Source organism: Pseudomonas sp. 10(2024), from assembly GCF_045164175.1.
In the GTDB taxonomy this organism is placed as follows: Bacteria; Pseudomonadota; Gammaproteobacteria; order Pseudomonadales; family Pseudomonadaceae; genus Aquipseudomonas; species Aquipseudomonas alloputida.
On the sequence record NZ_CP174006.1, the window covers coordinates 4,119,353 to 4,143,690 of the forward strand.

Annotated in this window: 18 protein-coding genes; 14 read left to right on the plus strand and 4 right to left on the minus strand. The window is 65.4% G+C overall.

Features of this window, described 5'->3' with window-relative positions; translation table 11 throughout:
* Window positions 1–201 precede the first annotated feature (201 nt).
* Window positions 202–1,146, plus strand: coding sequence for a LysR family transcriptional regulator (locus ACI7M0_RS18665; protein ID WP_003247253.1), 945 nt, complete (start codon window positions 202–204; stop codon window positions 1,144–1,146).
* Between the two features lie 12 nt (window positions 1,147–1,158).
* On the opposite strand, the gene ACI7M0_RS18670 is transcribed toward ACI7M0_RS18665, so the two are convergent.
* The 3 genes from ACI7M0_RS18670 to ACI7M0_RS18680 all read right to left on the minus strand — a co-directional run bounded on the left by ACI7M0_RS18670 (window position 1,159) and on the right by ACI7M0_RS18680 (window position 5,245).
* Window positions 1,159–2,412: an MFS transporter gene (locus ACI7M0_RS18670; protein ID WP_129933110.1), complete on the minus strand. Its 1,254-nt coding sequence runs from the start codon at window positions 2,410–2,412 to the stop codon at window positions 1,159–1,161.
* Window positions 2,413–2,516: 104 nt separating this feature from the next.
* Entirely contained in the window at window positions 2,517–3,683 is a 1,167-nt protein-coding gene (locus ACI7M0_RS18675; RefSeq protein WP_129933095.1) for an acyl-CoA dehydrogenase family protein, read from the minus strand.
* 14 nt (window positions 3,684–3,697) lie between these two features.
* Complete coding sequence (locus tag ACI7M0_RS18680; RefSeq protein ID WP_033725201.1) at window positions 3,698–5,245, minus strand: AMP-binding protein; 1,548 nt, start codon at window positions 5,243–5,245, stop codon at window positions 3,698–3,700.
* A gap of 245 nt (window positions 5,246–5,490) precedes the next feature.
* On the opposite strand from ACI7M0_RS18680, the gene ACI7M0_RS18685 reads away from it, so the two are divergent.
* The 4 genes from ACI7M0_RS18685 to ACI7M0_RS18700 all read left to right on the plus strand — a co-directional run bounded on the left by ACI7M0_RS18685 (window position 5,491) and on the right by ACI7M0_RS18700 (window position 9,846).
* Window positions 5,491–6,273: an aldolase gene (locus ACI7M0_RS18685; RefSeq protein ID WP_129933097.1), complete on the plus strand. Its 783-nt coding sequence runs from the start codon at window positions 5,491–5,493 to the stop codon at window positions 6,271–6,273.
* A gap of 44 nt (window positions 6,274–6,317) precedes the next feature.
* Complete coding sequence (locus ACI7M0_RS18690; RefSeq protein WP_129933099.1) at window positions 6,318–7,205, plus strand: dihydrodipicolinate synthase family protein; 888 nt, start codon at window positions 6,318–6,320, stop codon at window positions 7,203–7,205.
* A 149-nt stretch (window positions 7,206–7,354) separates the two neighbouring features.
* Window positions 7,355–8,569, plus strand: a complete 1,215-nt coding sequence (locus tag ACI7M0_RS18695) for a benzoate/H(+) symporter BenE family transporter (RefSeq protein WP_012053227.1) — start codon at window positions 7,355–7,357, stop codon at window positions 8,567–8,569.
* 59 nt (window positions 8,570–8,628) lie between these two features.
* Window positions 8,629–9,846: an MFS transporter gene (locus ACI7M0_RS18700; RefSeq protein ID WP_129933101.1), complete on the plus strand. Its 1,218-nt coding sequence runs from the start codon at window positions 8,629–8,631 to the stop codon at window positions 9,844–9,846.
* Between the two features lie 35 nt (window positions 9,847–9,881).
* Here the strand turns inward: ACI7M0_RS18700 and ACI7M0_RS18705 are convergent, their stop codons facing one another.
* On the minus strand, window positions 9,882–11,192 hold the full coding sequence (locus ACI7M0_RS18705; RefSeq protein WP_129933102.1) for a DUF2235 domain-containing protein: 1,311 nt from the start codon (window positions 11,190–11,192) through the stop codon (window positions 9,882–9,884).
* Window positions 11,193–11,420: 228 nt separating this feature from the next.
* On the opposite strand from ACI7M0_RS18705, the gene ACI7M0_RS18710 reads away from it, so the two are divergent.
* The 9 genes from ACI7M0_RS18710 (at window position 11,421) to ACI7M0_RS18750 (ending at window position 23,863) form a co-directional block, all read left to right on the plus strand.
* Window positions 11,421–12,380 carry a MoxR family ATPase gene (locus ACI7M0_RS18710; RefSeq protein WP_003247242.1) on the plus strand — a complete coding sequence of 320 codons (960 nt, stop codon included), beginning with the start codon at window positions 11,421–11,423 and terminating at the stop codon, window positions 12,378–12,380.
* A 4-nt stretch (window positions 12,381–12,384) separates the two neighbouring features.
* Window positions 12,385–13,329, plus strand: a complete 945-nt coding sequence (locus tag ACI7M0_RS18715; protein ID WP_020193144.1) for a DUF58 domain-containing protein — start codon at window positions 12,385–12,387, stop codon at window positions 13,327–13,329.
* A complete protein-coding gene (locus ACI7M0_RS18720; RefSeq protein ID WP_010953039.1) occupies window positions 13,326–13,820 on the plus strand; it encodes a DUF4381 domain-containing protein in 495 nt (164 codons plus the stop codon). The genes ACI7M0_RS18715 and ACI7M0_RS18720 overlap by 4 nt, the downstream gene beginning before the upstream one ends.
* Entirely contained in the window at window positions 13,813–14,889 is a 1,077-nt protein-coding gene (locus ACI7M0_RS18725; protein WP_129933104.1) for a VWA domain-containing protein, read from the plus strand. Before ACI7M0_RS18720 ends, ACI7M0_RS18725 begins: the two co-directional genes overlap by 8 nt.
* On the plus strand, window positions 14,886–16,604 hold the full coding sequence (locus ACI7M0_RS18730; protein ID WP_104962255.1) for a tetratricopeptide repeat protein: 1,719 nt from the start codon (window positions 14,886–14,888) through the stop codon (window positions 16,602–16,604). Before ACI7M0_RS18725 ends, ACI7M0_RS18730 begins: the two co-directional genes overlap by 4 nt.
* Entirely contained in the window at window positions 16,601–18,232 is a 1,632-nt protein-coding gene (locus tag ACI7M0_RS18735; RefSeq protein ID WP_129971890.1) for a BatD family protein, read from the plus strand. Before ACI7M0_RS18730 ends, ACI7M0_RS18735 begins: the two co-directional genes overlap by 4 nt.
* Before the next feature lie 161 nt (window positions 18,233–18,393).
* Complete coding sequence (locus tag ACI7M0_RS18740) at window positions 18,394–19,632, plus strand: exonuclease SbcCD subunit D C-terminal domain-containing protein (protein ID WP_012053234.1); 1,239 nt, start codon at window positions 18,394–18,396, stop codon at window positions 19,630–19,632.
* Window positions 19,629–23,273, plus strand: a complete 3,645-nt coding sequence (locus tag ACI7M0_RS18745; protein WP_129933418.1) for an AAA family ATPase — start codon at window positions 19,629–19,631, stop codon at window positions 23,271–23,273. The genes ACI7M0_RS18740 and ACI7M0_RS18745 overlap by 4 nt, the downstream gene beginning before the upstream one ends.
* Window positions 23,270–23,863, plus strand: a complete 594-nt coding sequence (locus tag ACI7M0_RS18750) for a glutathione S-transferase (RefSeq protein WP_020192609.1) — start codon at window positions 23,270–23,272, stop codon at window positions 23,861–23,863. Before ACI7M0_RS18745 ends, ACI7M0_RS18750 begins: the two co-directional genes overlap by 4 nt.
* Window positions 23,864–24,338 lie beyond the last annotated feature (475 nt).

Here is a 24,338-nt window from a genome sequence, read left to right on the forward strand (position 1 = left end):
TATTGTGTTTATTAGAGAGTGAATTGCGAGTTAATGCTTAAGTACGGCGCAAAGGCCTGCAGGCAAGGCCTTGGGTAATTATTCGAACGTTTCTGTTATCCTCGTTTTGCTGCTTACCGATACTAAGTAGGCCACCGGGGCTGAAACAAATAGCGTCTCCCGATGGTTGCCATATCACTTCGGCATAGCCTGAGAATCACGATGACTTTGAAACAGCTGCGTTATTTGATCGCCATTGTCGAAGCCGGCAGTTTTTCCAATGCCGCACGCCAGGCGTTCATCGCCCAACCGGCCTTGAGCCGACAGATAGGCCTGCTGGAGAGCGAACTGGAAATGCAACTGCTGGCGCGCCAGCATGACGGTATCGAACTGACCGATGCCGGGCGGCAGTTGTACGAAGTGGCACGATCGGTCGTGCAGCAGCTCGATTCGGTGAAAGACGAGCTGAAATCCAGCCGCGGCAACCCCAAAGGGCACGTGGCCATCTCGATTCCCGCCACTGCGTCGGCACTGTTGTTGCCGGCCATCATTACCCAGGCCCAGGCACGCTTCCCGGGGATCAAGCTCACCGTATGGGATGGCCTGAGCCGCGAAGGTGGCCAGGCGATCGAGCTGGGCAAGGTGGATTTCGGCGTGGTGCCCAACGCCGAAGAGCTTGTCCATGTGGTCGCCGAGCCCGTGTTTTCCGAAGACCTGTACTGGGTCGGCCTGCCTGGGCACGGTCCTGACGAGTCGCCCATCACCTTGGCTGAGGCCGCAGCGAGCCGCCTGGTAATGCCACCCCGTAGCCTGCACTTGCGCAGGCGCATCGAGCAGGCTGCCATGGAAACCGGTGTGACACTGGACTCAAGCTACGAACAGCAGTCGGCCCCCGGTATCACCAGCCTGGTCCGTGCTGGCCTGGCGGCCACCATCAGCAACTGGCCGCCGCTGCTGGATCTGGCCGCGCCTGCCAGCGCGCGGCTGATAGTGGAACCGCGCATCACCCGCACCATCGCCTTGGCCCACTCGCAGCACAAGCCGCTGTCGTTCGCCGCCGCCTGCATGCGCGACCTGGTGCGCGCACTGCTGGTGGATGCGGTGCGCAGCGAGCGCTGGAAAGGCACCTTGATCGAGCGCGAGGCCCTGGCGGAGCAGAGCCTCTGAGCGCTGTGAACATCACGCCTGGGCTGGCGCAGCCGTGCCCACCTGCACCAGACGTTGCCGGGTTTTCTGCGGGTCCATCCAGGCCAGCCCGATCAGCCCGGCAATCACCAGCACCGCGCCGCACACCAGAAAACCCTGGCCAAACCCTGCCGTGTGCCCGGCCCCGGCGCCCTGCACCAGCAAACCGGTGACCACCGGTGCCGACAGCCCGGCCAACGAGGCGATACCGTTGCCGATCGCCAGAATGCCGCCGCGCTGCCCGCTGGGCGTGAACTCCGCCAGCATGGCAGGCCCCACGGAGTACATCACCAGCGCCAGCCCGCCGCTGAAGGTGAGGCTGACGATCCGCTCGACGTTGCTCAGACCGGGCAGAAACAACGCCGCTGACAGCAGCCCGCTGGCGATCAGGCACACTGAAACGAACGCACCGCGCGACCAGCGTGTGGCAACCCCGGCACGCATCATTCGCTGTGACAGCCAGGCCATGAACAGGCTCAACGGCGTGGTAACCACCACGAACAGAACGAACACCTGGCCGGTCATGATCGGGTCGATACCCAGCCCGGTTTCCAGGTAGCTCGGTACCCAGGTCAGGGTCAATGCCAGGGACCAGTTGGCGGCGAAGTGGCACAAGTAGTTGCCCAATACCGTGCGGTCACCGAGCAGCCGACGATAGGGAACAGGGGCCTGCCCTTCTTCAAGCTGGCCCGGGCGAATGCGGTCGAGGTTGCCCTCGCTGCCCAGCCGCCACCACAGCACGCACCACACCGCGCCGATCACCGCCAGCACAATGAAGTTCATGCGCCAGCCGTAGTGCACACTGATCCATGGGATCATGGCACCGGCTACCAGCAGCCCCAGCGCACTGCCGGTATGCAACAGCGCCACGGGAAGGTTGCGACGGTCGTTGGGAAACCACTTGTACAAGGCATGTGTAGCCACCGGTGAGGCCGGCCCTTCGCCAATACCCAGCAGCACCCGGCAGGCGACGATCGCCCACAGCGAGCTGACGAACAACATGGGCAACTGGATAAGCGCCCAGAACGCGCCCATCCCCAGCAGCAGGGTGCGGGTTGGCCGGCGATTGGCCATGAAGCCGCCTATCACCGCCGAGATGGCGAAGAACCAGTGCAGTGCGCCCCCTACCAGGCCGAACTCGGCAGGGGACAAGCCCAGCTCCCTGGACATCGGCACCGCCACCAGGCCGATGACCACCTTGTCCAGGAAGTTCACCAGCATCAACAGCGCCAGCAGTACCGCAATCATCCAGGCCGTGCCTGCACGTGCGGGGGTGTCAGTATGAGTCATGATGATCTCTCGTTCTTGTTATTGTCTGGAGAGCCCGGCCGCCACGGGCCGGGCATACCGCGTCATTGCTCAGGCATGAGCACGCCCTTGGCGATGGTGTTGCGCTGGATCTCGCTGGTTCCGGTGAGAATGCGCATCATACGTGTCGCACGGAATATCCACTCCACCGGGTTGCCACGCAGCAGCCCGGCACCGCCGTGTATCTGCACGGCGCGATCGGCGATGCGGAAGGCCGTCTCCGAAACGAACAGCTTGCACATCGGGGCCTGGGTGCGGATATTGCCGCCGGCGTCATTCACCGCTGCCGTGGCGTAGACCATGCTGCGTGCAGCATGCAGCTCGGTGGCCATGTCGGCGATCATGTGGTTGATCGACTGGAACATGGCGATAGGCTGGCCGAACTGCTTGCGCGTGCGGGCATAGTCGATCGAGAGGCTCAGAGCCAGGCCGGCCAGCCCCAGCAAGGTGGGGCAATGCAGCAGGCGGTTGAGGGTGATGCGCCCCATCGCCAGCTTGAAACCCTGCCCTTGCTCACCGATGCGGTTGGCCGCCGGCACCCGTACGTCCTCAAGGATGATGTCGCCATGCGCACCACCGCCGGACATGACCGAATAATCGCTTTCAACCCTTACCCCCGGTGCGCTCAGGTCGACGAAGAACGCCGAAATCCCCTGGGCACCGCGCCCGGGATCCGTCACCGCGAGCAGCACGGCGATGTCGGCATAGGGCGCCCCTGAAATGTAGCGCTTGGCGCCATTGAGCACATAGTGTTCACCTTCCCGCCGTGCGGAGGTCTTGATCGCCGTTGCATCAGAGCCGGCTTCGCTTTCAGTCAGGGCGAAGCACACGGCCTTTTCGGCACGGCACACCGGCTGCAGGAACGCCTCGATCTGGGTCGGGCTCGCCACCTTGAACAGATGGCCGATACGGGGCGGCCCGGAAAGCTCGCCGAGAATATGCGGCGCCAGCATCGAGCCGGTGAGCACCGTGGCTTCCTTGACCGCACACAGGTCTGACACGCTCAACCCGGCGCCACCTATCGCCTCGGGCAGCATGATGTTGTAGAAGCCCTGCTCGCACGAGCGCTGCCATACCTGCTGCAGCACCGCCCGCGGGTGCGGCTCTGCCCAACTGAGACCGGCTTGCTGTTCCAGGGGCAGGATTTCGTTGCGAACGAAGCCACTGATGGCCTCGATGATCTGCTGGGCCTTTTCGCTTGGCTGATACATGGTCGTTCCTCGTGTCAGATACGGCGTTCGCTGTTTTGCCAGTAGGCGTCACGGATCAACCGGCGCACCACCTTGCCGTTGGGGTTTTTCGGCAGCTCGCTGACGAAGTCCACGGCACGTGGTTTCTTGAAACCGGCCAGGGCCTGGGCGCAATGTTCGATGACGTCCTGCTCCTGCAGGGCCATGCCCGGCTTGAGCACGATCACCGCCCGCACCGCTTCGCCCCACTGCTCGTCGGGCACCCCCACCACCGCCGCCTCGAACACCTGCGGCATGCTGTAGAGCACCTGCTCGACCTCGCTGGGGTAAATGTTGAAGCCACCGGAAATGATCATTTCTTTCTTGCGGTCGACGATGAACACATACCCCTGCTCATCCACCGTGGCCAGGTCGCCAGTCAGGTAGTAGCCGTCGCGCATCACCTCGGCGGTGAGGTGGGGGGCGCGCCAGTAGCCCTGCATGATGTCCGGGCCCTTGACTACGATTTCGCCCACCTCTCCCGGCTGGACGTCCTGGAAATGGTCGTTCACCACGCGCAGGTCGGTTTCGAAGTAGCAACGCCCGCACGAGGCCAGGCGCCGGTAGTCGCCGCCCTCGCACAGATGGTCCTGTTCGGTCAGGACGGTTACCAGCGAGCAGGTCTCGCCAGCACCGTAACCCTGGGCCAGGATCGGCCCGAATACCTCGATGGCCCGTTTCACCAGCGCTGGTGCCATCGGCGCGGCACCGTACATGACCAGGCGCAAGCTGCTCAGGTCGTAGCGCTCGACATCAGGGAAGTTGACCAGGCGATTGATCATGGCAGGCACCAGGAACAAGCGGGTCACGCCTTCGCGCTGAATGGTCTCGAGCAACAGCTGGTCATCGTAGCGCTCCAGCAGCAGGTTGCAGGCACCGACCGCCAGCAGCGGCATCAGCTGCATGCCGCTGGCATGGGTGATAGGGCCGACGTGAGCCATGACGTCGCCCGGGGCGGCGCGACGGGTCGGGCTGGCGAGGCTCTTGCGGATTAGCGCCTTGCGGTTGCCCACGCTGAGCATCGCAGCCTTGAGCACACCAGAGCTGCCAGAGGTGTAATGCAAAACGGCAAGGGCATCGTCAGGCAGGTCGCAGCTGATTGGCTGGCTACTGCCTTGGGCCAGCAGTGCGGCATAGGTGATGTCACCGCCCCGCTCACCCAAGGTCACGATCAAGCGTAACGCAGGTACCTCCTGCCTGCGGGCCAGCAACGCCTGGGCGAGTTGCGCATCGGCGATCAGCGCGACACTGCAGGCGTCGTTGAGCACCTGAATCACTTCATCCGGTGCCAGGCGCGCATTGACCGGTACCTTGACCAGGCCGGCCTTGTAGAAAGCCACCTCTGCTTCCACCAGTTCGGCGCGGTTGGGCGCCAGGATGGCGACATGCTCGCCCGTGGCGATGCCCTGTGCCAGCAAGGCCGAGGCCAGCTGGTTGGCCCGCTGTTCGAGCTGAGCGAAGGTCAGCCGGGTGTGGCGGTCGATCACCGCCAGACGTTCAGGCCAGTATCTGGCACTTCGACTGGATAGGGTTCCAAGGTTCACGTTGTTGTTCTCGTCGACGGTTAAGACCCGATCGATGCTAAACAGCGTGAAGCCGGGGCAAGTAATACCAGTTGCGTATGCACGCCATAACAGATTGCGCTGGCACTGATGGGTTGACGCCCTGAGGCAAGGATGACACATCGCTTGCATATGACACTTTGTGTCATTATGATCAACGCCGTGTCCTGGCGTCGCCTCCACGCCGATCAGCCATCCCTAGTCTCAACCCCCTGCAGGTACCGCCCATGACGACCACCATGCACACCCCCAAGGACCAGCTTGTCAAACTCGCCCAGCAACAGATGCTGACGGCGCTGACCGACAACACCTACACCGTGCGACAAAAGCTCGCCCTCACCTGCCGGATCCTGTTCGACGGCGGCCACGACTCTGGCCTGGCCGGGCAGATCACTGCGCGTGCGCAGGAACCTGGCACCTACTACACCCAACAACTGGGGCTTGGCTTCGACGAAATCGCCGCTTCCAACCTGCTGGTGGTGGACGAAGACCTGACGGTGCTGCAAGGCCATGGCATGGCCAACCCGGCCAACCGCTTCCACAGCTGGCTGTACCGCGCCCGCCCCGACGTCAACTGCATCATCCACACCCACCCGCTGCACAGCGCCGCCTTGTCGATGCTCGAAGTTCCGCTGGCCATCTCGCACATGGACCTGTGCCCCCTGTTCGACGACTGTGCATTCCTCCAGGAATGGCCCGGTGTACCGGTGGGCAACGAAGAAGGCGAAATCATCGCGAACGCGATTGGCGACAAGCGCGCAATCCTGCTTTCCCATCATGGCCTGCTGATCGCTGGGCGTTCGATCGAGGAAGCCTGCGTGCTCGCCCTGCTGTTCGAGCGCGCAGCAAAGATGCAACTGCTGGCCATGGGCGCCGGTGACATCCGCCCGATCCCCGAAGCACTGGGCAAAGAAGCCCACGACTGGATTTCCACCCCCAAACGTCACGGTGCTGCCTTCAGCTACTACGCGCGCCGTGCCTTGCGTGCCCATGGCGACTGCCTGGGCTGATCGAAGCTGTACTCTTTCCTCAACAACGGCAAAGGTGCCTGGTCATGTCTACACCTGTAATTCGCGGCGTTATCGGCTACACCATCACTCCCTTCACGGCAGACGGCACACTCGACCTGGATGCCTTGGGCACGTCCATCGATAGCCTGATCGCAGACGGCGTGCACGCCATCGCGCCGCTGGGCAGCACCGGCGAAGGGGCTTACCTGTCCGATAGCGAATGGGAAACCGTGGTGCGCTTCAGCCAGGCACGCATTGCCGGGCGCGTACCCAGCGTGGTCAGCGTCTCCGACCTGACCACCGCCCGCACCGTGCAGCGTGCCCGCCTGGCACAGGCCTGCGGTGCTACGGCAGTGATGGTGCTGCCCATCTCTTACTGGAAGCTCACCGAAGCCGAAGTGGTCGCCCACTACAAGGCGGTCGGCGCCGCCATCGACATTCCGATCATGCTCTACAACAACCCGGGCACCAGCGGCACCGACCTGTCGGTGGAGCTGATCCTGCGTATCCTCGGCGAAGTGCCCAATGTGACCATGGTCAAGGAAAGCACCGGTGACATCCAGCGCATGCACCGCCTGTTCACGGCTACAGATGGGCAGGTGGCGTTCTACAACGGTTGCAACCCGCTGACCCTGGAAGCCTTGGTGGCCGGCGCCACGGGCTGGTGTACCGCCGCGCCCAACCTGATCCCGGCACTCAACCTGGCGCTGTGGGACGCCATACAACAAGGCGCTCTGGCCGAAGCCCGTGCGTTGTTCTACCGCCAGTACGAGCTGCTGGAGTACATCACCCGCCGTGGCCTGCCGACCACCATCAAGGCCGGCCTGAAAATGCTCGGCCAGGATGTCGGCGCCCCACGCCTGCCCCTGCAGCCGCTGGATGCGCAAGGCAGCAACCACCTGAAAAGCCTGCTGGTGGCGCTGACCAACTGACGCCCAAACCTGCCCGGCAGCCTGTCGCTGTCGGGCAGTCTTTTTCTTCACGAGCAGCCTTGGGCTGCGAAAGGGCCAATGACGCTGCAGTCGGATTACCCCTTCGCCGCACAAAACTGCTCCTCATCTGACCATTACCAGAGGCAACCATGGACGCGCCTGCTCAAAGCTCTGCAACCCCGCTCAGGCTGACAGACATCCTTCACCCGGTGATTGCCGGACTCGTCTCGGTGATCGTCAACTACGGCGGCACGTTCATCCTGGTGTTCCAGGCGGCCAAAGTGGCCGGGCTGAGCCCGGAGCTGACGTCATCGTGGGTCTGGGCGGTGTCGATCGGCGTCGGCCTCAGCGGCCTGGCATTGTCCTGGTACAGCCGCGAGCCGGTCATCACAGCCTGGTCCACGCCAGCCGCCGCGTTCCTGGTCACCGCCCTGGCCAGCGTGCCCTACAGCGAGGCCATAGGTGCCTACCTGCTGTCGGCCGCCGGCTTCGTGGTGCTGGGGCTGAGCGGGTGCTTCGAGCGGCTGGTGCGCGTCGTGCCCGGCGGCATTGCCGCCGGCCTGCTGGCCGGCATCCTGCTGCAGTTCGGCATCGGTGCCTTTGCCAGCCTGTCGGTCGACCCCACCCTCGCCGGGCTGCTGATTGCAGCTTATGTGGCCTTCAAACGCTTCACCGCCCGTTACGCCGTGGTCGCCATACTGTTGCTGGGCCTGGGGTACCTGTTGCTGCAGGGGCAAGTGGGCCTGACGACGTTGCGGCTGGAATTCGCCTCACCGGTTTTCACCGCGCCCACCTTCTCCCTCAACGCGGCCCTTAGCGTGGCCCTGCCATTGTTCCTGATCACCCTCACCGGCCAGTACATGCCCGGCATGCTGGTGCTGCGCAACGATGGCTTCAAGACCAGCGCCAACCCTATTGTCGCCGTCACCGGCATCGGCTCGTTGCTGATGGCGCCCTTCGGTTCACACGCGTTCAACATCGCCGCCATCACCGCGGCCATCTGCACCGGCAAGGAAGCCCATGAAAACCCGGACAAGCGCTGGGTGGCGGGTATCGCTGCCGGTGTCTGCTACATCCTCGTCGGGGTGTTCGGGGTCACGCTGGCGAGTGTCTTCATGGCCCTGCCGGGCACCTTTATCACCACCCTGGCGGGCCTTGCCCTGCTGGGCACCATCGGCGCCAGCCTGGCCAGCGCCCTGGCCGATGCCCGTTCACGCGAGTCAGCACTGATCACCTTCCTGGCGGCGGCGGCCAACATCAGCCTGTTGGGTATTGGCGGGGCTTTCTGGGGCCTGGTCATTGGTCTGCTGGCCCACGTTGTCCTGAACGGTCGCCTGCCCGGTTTGCGCGGCGCCTCCCGCTAAGCGAGCTTTCCACCACCTTGCCGTGCGCCAGGGGCGCACGCTGTTCAACAGGTATCGACATGCCCCACGCTGGCCCCAAGCTGCTGACCCAAATTGCTGCCGTGCACTTCGTCAGCCATGTGCACATCATGCTGATCCCGGCGCTACTGCCCGTGCTGCCCGGCCTGCTCGGCGTAGGCTTCGTAGAGCTGGGCGTAGCCCTGGCGGTGTTCAACATCGTCTCCGCGCTGGTACAGGCCCCGCTGGGTTATGCCGTCGACCACTATGGTGCACGTAAAGTGCTCAAGGCCGGGCTGTTGCTGGGCAGCCTCAGCTTCGTGCTGCTGGCGGCCAGCCCCGGGTATGCGGTATTGCTGGTGGCGATGGCCATGGCTGGCCTGGCCAATGGTGTGTACCACCCGGCCGACTATGCGCTGCTGGCCAACGGCATCGAGCCCGCACGCCTGGGGCGGTCGTTCTCTATTCATACCTTTGCCGGTTTCCTCGGTTCGGCCGTTACCCCAGCCGTATTTCTCGGCATCGCCGCAGCGTTCGGCACGCGGGCAGCCCTGGCGGCGGGCGCGGTATTCGGGGTAGCCGCGCTGCTGCTGATTTCGATACCCGGCAGTGGCGTGTACCGGGTCGCCAGGCCTGCCAACCCACAAGGCGCAGGCCCGGCCGCAGCAACAGGCCGGGTACGCTTGTTCACCCCCATGATCGGCGTGCTGACGGTGCTGTTCATCCTGCTCAACCTGAGCACCAGTGCCATCGAGAAGTTCTCCGTAGCCGCCCTGGTCCAGGGCCAAGGCCTGACACTGGCCTGGGCCAACGCCGCGCTCACCGCTTTCCTGCTGAGCAGCGCAGCCGGCGTGCTATGCGGGGGCGCTTTGGCCGACCGTACCCGGCGCCATGGCCTGGTGGCGGCACTGGCCTTCGCGCTGGCGGCTGCGCTGACTGCACTGGTGGCGCTGGGGCTGCTGCAGGGCTGGGCATTGGTGGCCGTACTGGGTGCCATCGGTTTGCTCACCGGGGTCATCGCCCCATCACGGGACATGCTGGTCAAGGCGGCGGCGCCACCCGGGGCCGAGGGCAAAACCTTCGGCCTGGTGTCGACCGGGTTCAACGTCGGCGGTGCCATCGGGCCGGTGGCGTTCGGCTGGATGCTCGATCAGCGCCTGCCCAACGGGATTTTCGTCGCATCGGTGGTGTTCATGCTGCTGACGGTGCTGCTGACCCTGGCACAGGAGATGTATTCAGCCAGAAGGCGCGCGACTGAACAGCTGGCGCGCGCCCTGTAGGCCCGGTGCAGCATTGCCAGGCCAGGATCAGTCATTCATTGCGCCGGGTTGGCATGCACCACGCGCCCGCCTGCCCCCGGCCGATTGACGAACAGCACATCCAGCACACTGTTGCGCAAGCCCTTAAGTGCGTTCCAGTTCGCTGACGCATGCACGTATCTGTCGCGCAACAGCCGCTGTTCTTCCTCGCTCAACCCCACCTGGCCAGTTTCCCCCAAAGCAAAGGCATGCAGTTTTCGGCTGATGCCCGACAACTCATCCGGCAGCCGATGCTCTGCCTGCGCGCCCAACGGCGCAAACGGCACACCCGCGCGCACCGCCAACGTCCGCATCACGCTCAAGTACACCCGGGACAAGTGCCCCGCCACTTGCCGCTCCCGGTACACCGCCGCATAGACCTGCTTTTGCGCCTCGTCCCGATGCCCACCGGCAATCGGCTCCTCCCAGGTCATCACGCGCGGTCTGGGTTCGCCCATATCGTCAAACGCCGAAGCCAGCAAGGCACTCACCTTGGCATGTACGCGGCACTGCTCGACACGCGTGCCTAAAGGCACGCACTGGGACTGCGGCTTGCACAGCAACACCTGCTCCAGAAGGGTCTCCGGGTAACCACCCCCAATATTCGAGTGCACGCCCGGCAGCACGATGTCGTGGCCACTGCGCACCAGCGGGAAGTTATGCCGCCGCTCGTCCTCGGCCACCAGCTGCACCACGTGCCGGGCAATATCCGCACCCAGGCCCAGGCGCAGGCCACCGTGGCGGCCGTCTGCAGGGTCGAAGTCACCCTGTAAGGGCGCGATGATCGCCGCCACGGTGTCGAACAGGCCGATAAAGTTGATCGAGGTTTTGCACGCCAACGACAACAGCCCGCCCGCGCCCTCGTGCAGCAGGTTGGCCAGATGCCGCACCGCTGCCGCGCCGCGGCTGAAACCAAAGAGATCAAACTCGACCCCTTCCAGCGTCGCCTGCGGATGCGCCTGGCGCCATGCCCGCAGTTGCTCGGCCATGCCCTGCAACGCCTCGGCAACCCGCGCCTCGGCCCCTGTGCGCCCATGCCCGGTGGCCGAGGCGTAGACATGGTCGGCTTCACCCGCCAGCGTGCCCACGCCTTCCACATAGCGCTTCAAGAACGCCTGCGGCCCGTCGGCACAGGCCGCATCAGCCGGATACAACGCATGCAACAGGGCCACATTGCTCAAGGCGTTGCCATAGCTGCCGCCCTTGTCACCCTGCTCACCCTCCGCCGTGGCATTGTGCAGGTTGTTTCCGGTGCCATCGAAGAACACGCCAAAACGCAGGGTGACCGGCGTAAGGTTTGCCGTGCTGGCGCTGCTCATTTTCATCATCGTGCCTCCTGCTTGTCCGAAAAGCACAAGCAGGCGCCAGCACGCCGTCACGGACCATCAGGCAAAGGCCAGCCATGCGTGGGACATTTCTTTGCCCGCAGGCCCGTCTGCAACGATAAATTTACCCGCCGCCATTGGTGGTCGCCCCCCCGGATAGATTAAAGTATCCCCCCTTGCCAAGGCTGCTGCCTCACGCCGCCTCAGGCCCCCTACCAGGAACCGTCGCCGATGGAACACCGTGAAGCGCTGATCGCGCTGCGCACTTTTCTTTCTACCCAGATCCTAGGCCAGGAAAAACTGGTCGAACGGCTGTTGATCGTGCTGCTGGCCGACGGCCACATGCTGGTCGAAGGGGCACCGGGCCTAGCCAAGACCAAAGCCATCAAAGAACTCGCAGAAGGCATCGAAGCGCAGTTCCATCGCATCCAGTTCACCCCCGACCTGCTCCCGGCCGACATCACCGGCACGGAGATTTACCGCCCGGAAACCGGCAGCTTCGTGTTCCAGCAGGGGCCTATCTTCCATAACCTGGTGCTGGCCGACGAAATCAACCGCGCACCGGCCAAGGTGCAGTCGGCGCTGCTCGAAGCCATGGCCGAGCGCCAGGTCAGCGTGGGCCGCAGCACCTATGACCTGTCGCCGCTGTTTCTGGTCATGGCCACGCAGAACCCGATCGAGCAGGAAGGCACCTACCCGCTGCCCGAAGCCCAGCTCGACCGTTTCCTGATGCATGTAAAAATCGGCTTCCCCGACGCCGCCGTAGAGCGGCGTATCCTGGCGCAGGCCCGGGGTGAAGCCCTGGGCGGCGAGACCAAGCCTGAGCGCCGGGTCAGCCAGCAGGCCATCTTCGCCGCGCGCAAGGAAATCCTTGGCCTGTACATGGCCGACGCAGTGGAGGAATACCTGGTGCAGCTGGTCATGGCCACCCGCACCCCGGCCAAGTTCGACACCGAGCTGGCCGACTGGATCGCCTACGGCGCCAGCCCGCGTGGTTCCATCTCGCTGGACCGCTGCGCGCGTGCCCATGCCTGGCTGGCCGGGCGCGACTTCGTCAGCCCCGAAGACATCCAGGCCGTGCTGTTCGACGTTCTGCGCCACCGCATCATTCTCTCGTTCGAGGCCGAGGCGGCAGGGATCGACCAGGACCGCGTGGTCCAGCGCATCCTCGACGTCGTCGCCGTTGCCTGAACCCATGCCCACTGCGCAGCTGGCCGAACACGGCATCCGCATTGGCCTTGCCGAGCTGATCGACATGCGCCACCGCGTGCGCGAAATCCAGCTGTTTTCCAAGCCCGGCCAGCGCAGCCCACTCGTGGGCCTGCACCATTCCAAGCTGCGTGGGCGCGGCGTGGACTTCGACCAGGTGCGCGTTTACCAGGCCGGCGATGATGTGCGCAACATCGACTGGCGTGTCACTGCGCGTACCCAGGAGCCGCACACCAAGCTGTTCCACGAAGAACGCGAGCGGCCGATCTTCATCCTCGTCGAACAAAGCCAACGGCTTTTCTTCGGCTCAGGGCTGATGTTCAAGTCCGTGCTGGCGGCCCAGGCTGCGGCGCTGTTCGGCTGGGCAGCGCTGGGCCACAACGACCGCATCGGCGGCCTGGTGTTCGGCGACAACGAACACCACGAAATCAAGCCCCGACGCAGCAAACAGAGCCTGCTGCAACTGCTCAACCGCTTGGCAAAGGTCAACCAGTCACTGCACACCGAAGCCATACCCGGGGCCGACAGCCTCGGCCTGGCCCTGCGCCGCGCCCGCGAAGTGCTGCGCCCCGGCAGCCTGGCCATCGTGATCTGCGATGAACGCTCGCTCAGCGCCCAGGTGGAACAGCACCTGGCCATGCTCTCACGGCATTGCGACCTGCTGTTGCTGCCGGTATCCGACCCGCTCGACCACGCGTTGCCCGCCGCCGGCCTGCTGCGCTTCGCCCAGCGCAGTGCCCAGCTGGAGCTCGATACCCTCGACGCCAACCTGCGCCAGGCCTACCGCCAGCAGGCCGAAGCCCGCATCGAGCGCTGGGAGCTGATGGCGCAAAAGCTGAGGGTGGTGCTGATGCCTCTGAGCACGCAAAGTGAAATGGTCGAACAACTGCGCGAGTACCTGAACGCCCAGCGGCCACGGAGCGCGTCATGAACCCGCTCGACCAGTTGCACCCACTGATCGCCCCGGCACCGGTCAGCCTGTGGCCACCCGCACCGGGTTGGTGGCTGCTGCTGGCCGTCCTGCCACTCCTGGGCTGGGGCCTGTGGCGGCTGCGCCGCTGGCGCCCGGGCAAACGCCGCATCGTGCGCGCCGAACAACCCCTGGACCCGGTGCGCCTGGAGGCCTTGGCCGAGCTGGCCCGCCTGCCACGGCCGTATGACGGCGCCCCGGCCGGCGCCTGGCTGCAACAGATCAACGCCCTGCTCAAACGCCTGTGCCGCAACCACTACCCAGGCGCCAACAGCCACACCCTCAACGGCCGCGAGTGGCTGGCCTTTCTGGATAACCGCTGCCCGGCCGCCGGCCTGACCCGCTGGATGGTACTGGTAGAAGGCGCCTATAAACCCGAGTGCAAGCTCGACGACAAGGCCATCGCCGGGCTCAGCCAAGCCGTCGAAATCTGGATCCGCAAGCATGTTTGAACTGGCCTGGCCGTGGGTCTTCGCCCTGTTGCCGCTGCCATGGCTGGCGCGCCTGCTGCTGCCCGCTGCCGACAGTGGTGAACCGGTGCTCAAGGTGGGTTTCCTCAACGAGCTGGAAGGCCTGGCCGGGCGCCGCGCAAGGCTCAACCTGCCCACCTGGCGCCAGCAGGCACCGTTCGTCGTCATCTGGCTGTTGCTGCTGTGCGCCGCCGCTCGCCCGCAATGGCTGGGCGAACCCGTGCCGATTGCCGCCAGCGGCCGCGACCTGCTGGTGGCGGTGGACGTGTCCGGGTCGATGGACTTCCCCGACATGCAGTGGCAGAACGAGGACATCAGCCGCCTCGACCTGGTCAAGGCGCTGATGGGCGACTTCCTGCAAAACCGTGAAGGCGACCGCGTGGGCCTGATCCTGTTCGGCAGCCAGGCCTACCTGCAGGCGCCGCTCACCTTTGACCGGCGCACCGTGCGCACCTTCCTCATCGAGGCGCAGATCGGCATCGCAGGCAAGAACACCGCCATCGGCGACACCATTGGCCTGGCGGTCAAACGCCTGCGCGAACGCCCGGCACAAAGCCGGGTGCTGGTGCTGATCACGGACGGTGCCAACAACGGCGGGCAGATTCACCCGCTGACAGCCGCCCGCCTGGCGGCCCAGGAAGGCGTGCGCATCTACACCATCGGTATCGGCGCCAACCCCGAAGCCAGTGGCACCCCAGGCCTGCTCGGCCTCAACCCGAGCCTGGACCTGGACGAAGCCGCGCTCAAGGAAATTGCCGACATCACCCACGGCGCCTATTTCCGCGCCCATGACGGCGCCGAACTGGACGCTATCGGCGATACCCTCGACCAACTGGAACCAGTGGCCCAGCAACCGACCCAGGCACGCACAGCCCAGGCCCTGTACGCCTGGCCCCTGGCGCTGGCGCTGCTGCTCAGCGTACTGCTGGTGGTGGCCGTGCAGTGGCCCGACAACCTGTTGCAGCGCCTGCTGCGCAAGCCGCGCTTCCTGCAGCCGCACCCGGAATGGCGCCAGCGCTTGAAGCGCCTGCGTTTAAGGAGGCGGCGATGATCGACTTGTGGCCCCAATGGCTGCGCCCGCTCTGGCTGCTGGCGGTTCCCGTGCTCGGCTGGCTGCTGTACAAGCTGTGGCACCGGCGCAAGCGCGCCGGGCGCTGGCAGATGATTCTGCCGCCTGCCTTCCACGGTGTGCTGCTGGGTGGCGGCAGCGGCAGCACCAGCAAACTGCCGTGGGTGGCGCTGGGCCTTGCCTGGTTACTGGTGATCCTGGCGCTGCTCGGGCCCAGCTGGCAGCGGCTGGAAGAAAGCCGTCAGCGCCCGGCCGACCCCCTGGTGATCCTGCTCGAACTGACCCCGCAAATGCTCGCCGAGGACAGCCCGCCCAACCGCCTGGAACAGGCCCGGCGCAAGATCCTCGACCTGCTTGAACACCGCCGCGACAGCCAGACGGCGCTGGTGGTGTATGCCGGCTCCGCGCACACCCTGGTGCCGCTGTCCGACGACCTGGCCACCACCCGCAATTTGCTCGAGGCCATCGACCCGTCGATCATGCCAAAACCCGGCCAGCGTGCCGACCTGGCCGTGCAAAAAGGCCTGGCGCTCCTGGCCCAGAGCGGCCTCGGCCAAGGCCGACTGCTGCTGGTAGGCTCGGCACTCAGCGCCGCCGAGCGCCAGGGCATCACCCAGGCCCTCGGCCGCCAGGGCCCAAGCCTGCTGATGCTGGGCATCGGCAGCCGCGAAGGCGCCCCGGTGCGCCAGGCCAATGGCGAATACCTTAAAGACGACCAGGGCGGCATCCTCTTGCCTCGCCTGGACAGCGCCAGCCTGAAGGGTTTTATCAGCGGCACGGGCGGGCGCTACCGGCACGCCCGCATCGACGACCTCGACCTGCGTGGCCTGGGCCTGTTCGACAACCCGCGGAGCGGGCGCAATGACGGCCAGACCCTGCAACTGGACAGCTGGGCCGACCAAGGTTACTGGCTGCTGATTCCGTTGTTGCTGCTGGCCGCCTGCGCCGGCCGGCGCGGCTGGCTGTTCTGCCTGCCGCTGCTGCTGGCCTTGCCGCAGCCTGGCCAGGCTTTCGAGCTCAACGACCTGTGGCTGCGTCCCGACCAGCAAGGCCAGATGCTGCTGGAGCAAAACCGCCCGGCCAGCGCTGCGCGTCACTTCCAGAACCCGCAATGGCGCGGCATGGCCCTGTACCAGGCCGGCGACTATGCCGGTGCCGCCGAGGCATTTTCCCAAGGCGACACTGCAGCAGCCCACTACAATCGAGGCAATGCCCTGGCCCTCAGTGGCGAGCTGGAAGCCGCCCTGGATGCCTACGAGCAAGCCCTGGAGCGTCAGCCCGACCTGCAGGCCGCGCTGGACAACCAGGCGCTGGTGCAGCAACTGCTGCAGCAACGTGAAGCCAAGGCCGAGGAACAACCGCCCGGCAACGATGCCCAAGACACGCCCGGCAGCGAAACCGAAGGCAACAGCAGCTCGGCCAGCAGCCCAGCCCAAGGCACACCCGGCGACGACCAACAGGCCAGCCCCGAACAACCCGGCGAAAGCAGCAGCAACAGCCAGGCCGCCCCCGGCAACCAGGCCGGGGGCGACGACAGTGTCATCCAGCCGCCACAGCGCCCGGTGTCGACCAGCCTCGACGGCGAACAGCGCCAAGCCCTGGAGCAATGGCTGCGGGAAATCCCCGACAACCCGGCAGAGCTGCTGCGACGCAAATTCTGGTATGAACAGCAATTGCATCAGGAAAAATCACAATGAGTCGCTTCGGCGTCTTTCTCCTCACCCTGCTGTGGGCCCTGCTGGCCCAGGCCGAACCGCTGCTGCAGGCCAGCGTCGACCGCACCCGCCTGGAAGCTGGCGAAAGCCTGGAACTGACCCTGGAAAGCCAGGACGTCACCCAGTTCGGCAAGCCCGACCTGCGCGCCCTGGAAGATGACTTCGAAGTGCGCGGCACGCGACAGCTGAACAGCCTGCACACCCTGGACGGCGAAACCCGCGCCAGCACCCGCTGGATCATTACCCTACTGCCACGGCGCAGCGGTACCCTGCGCATCCCCGAGCTGCGGCTAGGCCAGTCGCACAGCCAGGCCATCGAACTGCAAGTGCTGCAGGCCGATGCCAACCGCCAGGACAACGCTCAGGTATTCATCGAAGCCACCCTCGACAGCCACGACGTCTATGTCCAGGCCCAAGCCGTGCTGACCCTGCGCATCTACCACTCGGTAGCGCTGTACGACGACAGCAGCCTCAGCCCCCTGCAACTGGAGAACGCCAAGGTCGAGCCGTTGGGCGAGTCGCGCACGTATGAAAAGGAAATCAACGGCGTGCGTCATGGCGTGATCGAAACCCGCTATGCGGTGTATGCCCAGCAAAGTGGCACCCTCGACATCCCGTCGCTGACGTTCACCGCCACGGCAGCTGCCAGCAGCGACGAAGCAGCGCAGGCCAATGGCACGGCCCGCGCCGGCCACCAGGTGCAGGTCAGCTCGCTGCCCTTGCGCATCACGGTACGGCCCATTCCGGCAGCCTGGCCGGCTGGCTTGCCGTGGTTGCCAGCCAGCAGCCTGACCCTGGAAGAGCACTGGAGCCCGGACCCCGGCAGCCAGCAGGTACAGATTGGCGACTCGCTGACGCGCAACATCACCTTGCGTGCCGAAGGCTTGTCCAGCACCCAACTGCCGCCGCTGCCGGCTACGGAGATCATCGGCCTGCGCCGCTACCCTGACCAGCCGCTGCTGCGCAACGAAATCAGCGAACGGGGCATGACCGCCAACCGCGAAGAGCGCGAGGCCCTGGTGCCGACCCACAGCGGAACGCTGGCCTTGCCGGCGCTGGAAGTGGCCTGGTGGAACACCCGCGAAGACCACCTGGAACACAGCAGCCTGCCGGCGCGCACGCTGAACGTGCTGGACAACCCGGCACTGAGCGCCGACACCCCGGTGGGCGACAACAGCAGCGCCAGCACCCTGCTGTGGCCCTGGCAGCTGTCCACACTGGTGTTTGCCCTGACCACCGTGCTGGGCTTTGCCCTGTGGTGGCGCGCCCGTTCGCGGCCAGCGGTGCTGCGCACGGCGCAGAACGGGCCAAGCCCACGCACCTTGCTGGACGACCTCAAGCGCGCATGCCAGGCCAACGACCCCCAGGCTACGCGCCAGGCACTGGATGCCTGGGCCCGGCAGCAACCGGAAACCCTGGCCGAGATGGCGGCGCGCTTCGTGCCGTTGTCGGATGCGCTGGATGGGTTGAACGGGGCGCTGTATAGCGAGAGCGGGCAGTATTGGCAGGGGGAGGATTTGTGGCGGGCGATTGGTACCATTCCGCCAGCTGAGCAGGTGTTGCTGCCGACGGGCGAGAGCGGCAGCTTGCCGCCGCTCTATCCCAAGTAGGCCAGCAGGTGTTCGCCATAAGGTTTTCAGCGCCTGTCCCAGGCGCTGAAATTCTTGTGACGAACACCTGCCCCCAATCCCTCGCCCTGCACCCCGAATCCCGCTTGGGTTACCATACCGCCCTTTCCCCGCTTGCCCGACTCGACACCAACAGGTCATCCATGCGTCTGTTTCATACCTCCGACTGGCACCTGGGCCAAAGCCTGCACGGCCAGGAACGCGACTTCGAACACGCCTGCTTCCTCGACTGGCTGCTCGGCCAGCTGCGCCTGCGCCAGCCGGATGCGCTGCTGATTGCGGGCGACATCTTCGACACCGTCAACCCGCCCGTCAAAGCCCAGGAACGCCTCTACGACTTCATCGTCCAGGCCCACGAGCAACAACCCAAGCTGGACATCGTGATGATCGCCGGCAACCACGACTCCGGTTCGCGCATCGAGCTGCCGGCCGCACTCATGCGCCGCCTGCGCACCCATGCGTTGGGCCGTGTGCACTGGCTGGACGAGGGCCAGCTGGATGCCGAACGCCTGTTGATTCCGCTGACCAACGGCCGTGGTAAGGTGGCCGCCTGGTGCCTGGCCCTGCCGTTCCTGCGCCCGGCCGAAGTGACCGGCCCGCAGCTGGGTGACGACTACCTGCAAGGCATCACCCAGGTGCACCAGCAACTGATCGCCGCCGCACTGAAGAAACGCAAGAAAGACCAGGCGCTGATCGCCATCAGCCACGCGCACATGGCCGGTGGCGCGGTGTCGGAAGACTCCGAACGCAGCCTGATCATCGGCAACGCCGAGGCGCTGCCGGCCAAGCTGTTCGACAAGGCTATCAGCTACGTCGCCCTGGGCCATCTGCACAAGCCGCAGAAGGTCAACCGCGAAGAGCGCATCCGCTACAGCGGCTCGCCAATCCCGCTGTCGTTCGCCGAAATCAACTACCCGCACCAGGTCCTGGAAGTGGAGTTGGACGGCAACGGCCTGGTCAGCGTCGAGCCACGCCCCGTACCACGCGCCGTGGCCCTGCAACGGGTGGGCCCGGCACCGCTGGGTGAGCTGTTGCAGCAACTGGCCGACCTGCCAGTGATCGACCTGCTTGAAGACCCCAACCGCCAGCCCTGGCTGGAGGTGCGGGTGATGCTCGACGAGCCGCAACCCGACCTGCGCCAGCAGATTGAAACCGCGCTTGAAGGCAAGGCGGTACGGCTGATCCGCATCAGCGCCGAGTACGCCGGTCGCAACAACGCCGAAGACGACGACCTGGCCTTTGTCGAACTGGCCCAGATGACCCCGCAAGACCTGTTCAGCCGCGCCTGGGAGCAAGCCTACGGCAACCCCGCCGACGAGCAGGCGCTGGCCGACTTCGCCCTGCTGTTGCAGGACGTGCAGCAGGAAGAGGAACAGCCATGAAGATTCTCGCCATCCGCCTGAAGAACCTGGCATCGCTGGCCGGCCCGATCGACATCGATTTCACCGCAGAACCCTTGGCCAGCGCTGGCCTGTTCGCCATCACCGGGCCTACCGGTGCCGGCAAGAGCACCCTGCTTGACGCCCTGTGCCTGGCGCTGTTCGGCACCGTGCCACGCCTCAATGCCATTGGCCGTGAGGCCAAGGTGCCGGATGCCGACGGCGACATCCCCACCTCCGACCCGCGCAACCTGCTGCGCCGTGGCACCGGCAGCGGTTTTGCCGAGGTCGATTTCGTCGGCATCGATGGCCGCCGCTACCGCGCCCGCTGGGAAGCCAACCGCGCCCGCGACAAGGCCAACGGCAAACTGCAACACAGCCGTCAGAGCTTCTACGACCTCGACAGCGAGCAAGTGCTCGGCAGTGGCAAGAACGAATACAAGCAACTGGTCGAAGCCCGCCTGGGCCTGAACTTCGAGCAGTTCACCCGTGCGGTGATGCTGGCCCAGAGCGAGTTCGGCGCGTTCCTCAAGGCCGACGACAAAGACCGCAGCGAGTTGCTGGAAAAGCTCACCAACACCGCGATCTACACCCGTCTGGGCCAGCGTGCCTTCAGCAAGGCGCGCGAAGCCGGCGAGGCACACAACGCCCTGAAAGAACGCGCCAGCCATCTGCTGCCGATGGCTGCCGAGGCACGTGCCGAGCTCGACCAGCGCCTGGAGCAGGCGCAACAGCACTTCAAGGCCGACCAGGCCGGCGAGCGCCAGCTGGAGCAGCAACGCAACTGGCTGAATGAACAACACCAGCTACAGGCCCAACACACCGAAGCCAGCACCGCGCTGCAGGCCGCCGAACTGGAATGGCAACAGCTGGCCGAACCACGCCTGGACCTGGCACGCCTGGAGCGCCTGGCCCCACAGCGTCACCAGTTCCACCGCCGACAGGCCCTGAGCGCACAGCTGGCGCCAGTGGCCGCGAAAATTACCGAACAGCAACAGCAGCAAGCAGAACTGCAGGTGCGCACCCGCGAACTCGAACAGGCGCTGGACACTGCGCGCCAAGCGCTTGCCGACCGCCAGGCCGAGCACGGCGAGAACGCGCCGCGCCTGCGCCAGGCCTTTGCCGCTCAGGATACGCTGGCACGCCTGGACCAGGAGCTGGCCGCCCAGCGCAGCATCAACCAGCAGGCGCAACAGCAGGTCGCTGACGGCCAGCAGCAACTGCAGCAGCTGGAAGACAACCAGCAGCGCAGCGTGCAACAACTGGCGCTGATCGACACCGCGCTTGCCGACAGCCAGCACCTGGCGGGCCTGGCCAATGCCTGGCACGCCTACCTGCCGCAACTGAAGCAGGTGATGCTGATCGGTGGCCGGCTGACCAAGGGCCGAGAAGAGCTACCCGGCTTGCAGGCCCAGGCCAGCCAGGCCAATGCGCGCTTGCAGGCCGAGCGCGACGCCTACGACCTGTTGTTCCGTGAAGCCAAGGCCGAACCCCAGGCCCTGGCCGAGCAGATCGACCTGCTCGGCGGCATGTTGCAGGACAACCGCAAACAGCAGCGCGCCGTAGAGGAAATGTCACGCCTGCACGGCCGTGAACAGGAGCTGCGCCAGCAGCTGGATGCCCTGCGCGAACGGCAGCAGCAGACCATGCTGCAACGCCAGCAACTGATTACCGAAGGCACCGCCGCCAAGGCCGAGCTGGAGGCCGCCGAACAGGCGTTGACGCTCACCCGTCAACTGCTGGAACGCCAACGCCTGGCACGCAACACCAGCGTCGAAGAACTGCGTAACCAACTGCGTGACGGCGAACCCTGCCCGGTCTGTGGCAGCGCCGAACACCCGTTCCATCAGCCAGAAGCGTTGCTGCAGAGCCTTGGCCGCCATGACCAGGCCGAAGAGCACGCCGCGCAGAAGCAGGTCGAAACGCTCAACAGCAAGCTGGTGGAGCTGCGTACCCAGCTGGGTGTGGTCAATGCCCAGCTCAAGGACTTCCAGCAACAGCAGCAGCAACTGGGCGAACAGTTGCAACCGCTGGTGGCTCAGGTACAGGCACACAGCCTGTGGCCAGCCCTCGCCCCGCAGGACGACAAGGCCCGTAGCGCCTGGCTCGACAGCCAGCTGCGTCGCCTGGATGAAGAAATCAGCCAGGACGAGAAACGCCAGAGCGCCCTGCTCGCCCTGCAACGGGACGCGGCCCGCCTCAACCAGCAATTGCAGGCTGCCCACGACGCCCAACAACAGGCCCAGCGCCACCTGGAGCAACAGCACCAGGCCCTGGCCAACGACGAGCAGCTGTTGCAGCAAGGCCTGAACGACCTGGCCGGCGTACTACCAGAGGAAGCGCTCAAGGCCCTCAACGACGACCCGGCCAATGCCTTCCTCGCCCTCGACCAACAGATTGCCCAGCGCCTGCAGCAACTGGAACAGCGCAAGGACGAACAGGAAGAACAGCAAGCCCGGCAAGCCCAGCTGGACAAACTGCGCGATCAGCAACAGGCGCGCGTGCAAGGCCTGCAGCAGTTGCAACACAAGCTCGCTGCCCTCGACGAACAGCGCCAGCAGGCCCAGGCGTCGCTCGGCGAGCTGCTTGGCGAACATGCCAGTGCCGAAGCCTGGCAGCAGCATATGGAAGCCACGCTGGAACAAGCCCGCGCCCTCGATGCCGACACCGCCCAGCGCCTGCAAGATCTGCGCACCCAAGGCGTGCAACTGGCCAGCGAGCTCAAGGCCAATACCCAGCAACAACAGGCACTGGATGCCGAATGCCAACAGTTGCAGGCCCAGATCGCCCAGTGGCGCAGCGAGCATCCTGAACTGGACGATGCCGGCCTCGATCGCCTGCTGGCCATGGATGACGCGCAAGTCAATGAATTGCGCCAGCGTTTGCAAGGCGCGGAAAAAGCCATTGAGCAGGGCCGCGTGCTGCTGCTGGAGCGCGAACAGCGCCTGCAGCACCACGCTGCACAGATGACCGTGGACACCACGGTCCAGGCCCTGGAGCAAGCCTTGGCCGAACTGCGCGAACGCCTGGCAAACCACGAGCAGCAATGCGCTGAATTGCGTGCACAACAGGCCGACGACCAGCGCCGCCAGCAGGCCCACCAGGCGCTGGCGGCAGAAATCGAACAGGCCCACCAGCAGTGGCAACGCTGGGCCCGCCTCAATGCCCTGATCGGTTCGGCCTCCGGTGATGTGTTCCGCAAGATCGCCCAAGGCTACAACCTTGACCTGCTGCTGCACCACGCCAACGCCCAGCTACGTCAGCTGGCCCGTCGCTACCGCCTCAAGCGCGGCGGCAGCGCCCTTGGCCTGCTGGTGCTGGACACCGAGATGGGCGACGAGCTGCGTTCGGTGCACTCGCTGTCGGGCGGGGAAACCTTCCTGGTGTCGCTGGCCCTGGCCCTGGGCCTGGCGTCGATGGCGTCCAGCACCTTGCGTATCGAGTCGCTGTTCATCGACGAAGGTTTCGGCAGCCTCGACCCCGAGTCGCTGCAACTGGCAATGGACGCCCTCGACGGCTTGCAAGCCCAGGGTCGCAAAGTGGCGGTGATCTCCCACGTACAGGAAATGCACGAGCGCATCCCGGTGCAGATCCAGGTGCGGCGCCAGGGTAATGGCCTCAGTGACGTGGAGGTGTGCGGGTGATCCTCTACTCGTTCCGCCGCTGCCCGTGGGCCATGCGTGCGCGCCTGGCCCTGCGCTATGCCGGCTGCGAGGTGGAGATCTGCGAAGTGGCGATGAAGAACAAGCCGGCAGAGCTGCTGGCCTTGTCGCCCAAGGGCACGGTACCGGTGCTGGACACCGGTGCCGAGGTACTGGAAGAGAGCCTGGACATCATGCGCTGGGCGCTGACGCAAAACGACCCGCAGGACTGGCGGCTACAGGCCAACCCTGCGGCTGCGCAGCAGGCTGAAACGCTGATTGCGCGCAATGACACCACGTTCAAGGCGCACGTGAACCTTTACAAGTATGCCGAACGTTACCCGGAGCATTCCCGCGAGCATTACCGCCAGCAGGCCGAGGCCTGGCTGGCGGAGCTCGAAGGCTTGCTGGCGGGGCGGGCTTACCTGCTGGCCGACCACCCGAGCATGGCCGATGCCGCGTTGCTGCCCCTGATGCGCCAGTTTGCCGGGGTGGAACCGCAGTGGTTCGCCGAGGCGGCTTATCCGCGTGTGCGGCGCTGGCTGGAGGGGTGGCTGGCTTCGGAGCTGTTCAAAGCGATCATGATTCGCTGAACAGACGCTTGGCTGCAAATGGGGTCCCGTAGGCGCGGGTTTGCCCGCGAACACCGGCGCAGCCGGTGCCATGCAACGCGTCGCCTGCTTCGCGGGTAAACCCGCTCCTACGACGGCCTGTGTTCAACCACCGAGCGCGTGTAGGAGCGGGTTTACCCGCGAATACGGTGGCGGTTGCGGCGGTGAACGGCTGGGTGGAGATTGGCCAGCAGGACCGGCCCTTTCGCGGGTAAACCCGCTCCTACGACGGCCTGTGTCCAACCACCGAGCGCGTGTAGGAGCGGGTTTACCCGCGAATACGGTGGCGGCGGCAACGGTGAACGGCGGGTGGAGATTGGCCAGCAGGACCGGCCCTTTCGCGGGTGAACCCGCTCCTACGACGGCCTGTGTCCATCACCGATCTGTGTGTAGGAGCGGGTTTACCCGCGAATACGGTGGCGGCAGCAACGGTGAACGGCTGGGGGAGATTGGCCAG